Below are 2,711 nucleotides of genomic sequence, written 5' to 3'. Positions count from 1 at the left end.
CAGCTCCCGTGCTCCGGGTCCGGAGTCTGCCGAAGAAGTTCCCCGGGCAACGAGCCCTGGTCGAGGCCGACCGCGATACGGGCTGTATCGGTTCGTCCGAGAACACGGCCAGGGGCCGTCTGGGCGCGGTGAGCCGGACCCACGACGTGAGACAGGCGCTAAGGAGGGATCGGGATGCTCGCGGGACTCAGCGGTCGGTCGGTGGTCGTCACCGGCGGTGCGGGTGTGATCGGGTCGGCGGTCAGCCGGCGGCTTGCGGCGGAAGGGGCACTGGTCGTGGTCGCCGACCTCGACGACGCCGCCGCCGGGACGGTCGCGCGGGCCATCGGTGGTGACGCCGTGGGCGTCGGCGTCGACATAACCACGCCGGCCGGCGCGCAGGCCAGTGTCGACGCGGCTGTCCAGGCCTTCGGAAAACTGGACCATTACCATGCCAATGCCGGCGTGGAGTGCATGGTGCGGCCGGTGGCGGATTTCGATCCGGCTGACTACCACCGGGTTTTCGCCGTCAACGTGCTCGGGGCCTTTCTGTCAGCGCAGGCTGCGGTACGGCAGCTGGTGGCCCAGGGCAACGGCGGCTCGATACTTTTCACCGCGTCCATCGCGGCGCTGATGGGGGCCGGTGGAACAGCGATCTACAATGCTTCCAAGCATGCCGTGCACGGCATGGCCCGCTGCCTGTCCCTGGAGGTCGCGGGTGCTGGAATCCGGGTCAACACCCTGGCGCCGGGCGTCGTCGAATCCCGCATGATGGATTCGCTGGGCGCCGGCCTTGGGACGCTGGCCGGGGTGGGCGAGACGGCTTTCAGGGGCGGCATGGAACGCGCGGTGCCGCTCGGCCGGTACGCCACTCCCGCGGAGATCGCGGCGGCCGCGGCGTGGATCCTCAGCGACGAGGTGCCCTATCTGCACAACGAGTGCATCACTGTGAGCGGCGGAATAGCGCCGTACTGATGCCCGCCGTACCGGTACCCACAGCGCTGATGATTGCCCCACTGAACACGCGGGATATGTGGGCAACGCATCGACGGTCGATGAAAGGTGACAGGTAATGGATCTTGAATTGGCGGGGCGGCGGGCGCTGGTGACGGGCGCCAGCCGAGGACTCGGCCGGGCGATCGCGGCGACGCTGGCCCAGGAGGGCTGCTCGCTTGCCCTGTGCGCCCGCGGCGCCGAAGGCCTGGAGAAGGCCGCGGCCGAGCTGCGTGCCGACGGTGCCCAGGTGTGTGCCGAGCCCTTCGACGTCAGCGACACCGACGCGCTCACCACTTTCGTCAACGGCGCCGCGGCGGAACTGGGCGGGCTGGACATCGTCGTGTCCAACGTATCCGCCGGCGCGGCCAAGGACCCTGGGCAGTGGCAGCGCAGCCTGGACGGTGACCTGTTGCCGTTCGTCCGGCTCGCCGAGGCCGCGGTGCCGCACCTCGCCGACGGCGGTGGCTCGATCATCGCGATCGGCACGACGAACGCCTTCGACACGGTGCGGCCGGCATCGGCCAACGCCTACTCGGCTATCAAAGCGGCCGTGCTGCACCACTCCGCGGCGCTCGCGCGGACCCTCGCGCCGCGGGGGATCCGGGTCAACACGGTCTCCCCCGGGCCGATCGAATTCCCCGGCGGCGACTGGGAGAAGATCCGGGAGCAGCGGCCGGAGGTCTACGCGGAGGTCCTGGCCAAGATCGCTGTTGGCAGGTATGGTCGCCCTGAGGACGTCGCGGCAGCCGTCGCTTTCCTGGCGAGTCCCCGGGCCGGGTTTTGCAACGGCGTCAACCTCGTGGTCGACGGCGGGCTCGTCACCCGCGTGCAGTTCTAGAACCGGCGGTTGCGAGCCATGGCGGGACCGGCTGGCCGGGTGAAGGCCGTACTCGTGTGCGGCGGGCGCTGGCACGACTTCGACTTCGCGCGGTTACACCTTCTTGAGCGCCTGGGAAGACACGAGCGGGTGCGCACCCGGGTCTTCGAGGACTACGCCCGCATCGATGCGATCGAGTCCGCAGACCTGCTCGTCACCTACACCTGTGACGTGCGTCCCAGCCGTGAGCAGCAGCGGGTTCTGGTGGACTTCGTGGCGCGCGGCGGGCGGTGGCTGGCACTGCACGCCACCAACGCGGCGATCGAGGCGCCCACGCCGGGCGGGGAGCGTCTGTTCACGACGCCGCGGGTGTTCGGAGCGGTGGCCGCGCTGCTGGGCAGCCAGTTCCTCGGTCACCCCCCGATCGCGCCCTATCAGGTCGAGATCACCCAGCCGGATCATCCGCTGGTCGCGGGGATCGGCCCCTTCCAGGTCAGCGACGAGCTGTACGTCAGTGAGCTGCACCCGCCGATCGACGTGCTGTTGCACACCCGCTACCGCGGGCCGTCCCGGGGTTTCGCCGAAGGGCAGGTGCCCGCTTCCGCGGACGCTCGCCAGCCCGTGCTCTACCTGCGTCGCCATGCTGCCGGCGAGGTCTGCTACCTCACCCTTGGGCACTGCCGCGGCCGATTCGACGTCCAGGACCTCGGCGTCGACGACCTCGGCCACAGCGACCGGGGGAGCTGGACCGTCCCGGAGTTCATCACGGTGCTCGACCGTTGCTTGTCCAGAGCGGTCTACGGCACGGAGCACGGCGCCGGGTAGGAGGCTCCGGTAACAGGGGTGTAGATCAAAGAGCGGGGCTGGGGCGCGTGCGTCGCAAGGCGGCGCGGGGAGCCACCCTGGTCCTTTGATCCGC

At 70.0% G+C, this 2,711-nt stretch carries 3 protein-coding genes; all 3 read left to right on the top strand.

Annotation, left to right across the window (positions count from 1 at the left end):
* Positions 1 to 174: 174 nt before the first annotated feature.
* The 3 genes from MJ785_RS13355 (at position 175) to MJ785_RS13345 (ending at position 2,617) form a co-directional block, all read left to right on the top strand.
* Positions 175 to 954 (top strand): SDR family NAD(P)-dependent oxidoreductase, encoded by a 780-nt coding sequence (locus tag MJ785_RS13355; RefSeq protein WP_239373430.1) that lies wholly within the window; start codon positions 175 to 177, stop codon positions 952 to 954.
* 97 nt (positions 955 to 1,051) lie between these two features.
* Complete coding sequence (locus tag MJ785_RS13350) at positions 1,052 to 1,813, top strand: SDR family NAD(P)-dependent oxidoreductase (protein ID WP_239373428.1); 762 nt, start codon at positions 1,052 to 1,054, stop codon at positions 1,811 to 1,813.
* Positions 1,814 to 1,831: 18 nt separating this feature from the next.
* Complete coding sequence (locus MJ785_RS13345; RefSeq protein ID WP_239381191.1) at positions 1,832 to 2,617, top strand: ThuA domain-containing protein; 786 nt, start codon at positions 1,832 to 1,834, stop codon at positions 2,615 to 2,617.
* Positions 2,618 to 2,711 lie beyond the last annotated feature (94 nt).

This window comes from Protofrankia sp. CiT1 (assembly GCF_917627335.1).
Lineage (GTDB): Bacteria > Actinomycetota > Actinomycetes > Frankiales > Frankiaceae > Protofrankia.
Note: the sequence above shows the minus strand (reverse complement) of the source record. Positions and strands in the feature narration are given on the sequence as shown.

Coding starts and splice junctions, on each gene's coding strand:
- MJ785_RS13355 (WP_239373430.1), top strand. CDS start 175: ATGCTCGCGGGACTCAGCGGTCGGTCGGTGGTCGTCACCGGCGGTGCG.
- MJ785_RS13350 (WP_239373428.1), top strand. CDS start 1,052: ATGGATCTTGAATTGGCGGGGCGGCGGGCGCTGGTGACGGGCGCCAGC.
- MJ785_RS13345 (WP_239381191.1), top strand. CDS start 1,832: ATGGCGGGACCGGCTGGCCGGGTGAAGGCCGTACTCGTGTGCGGCGGG.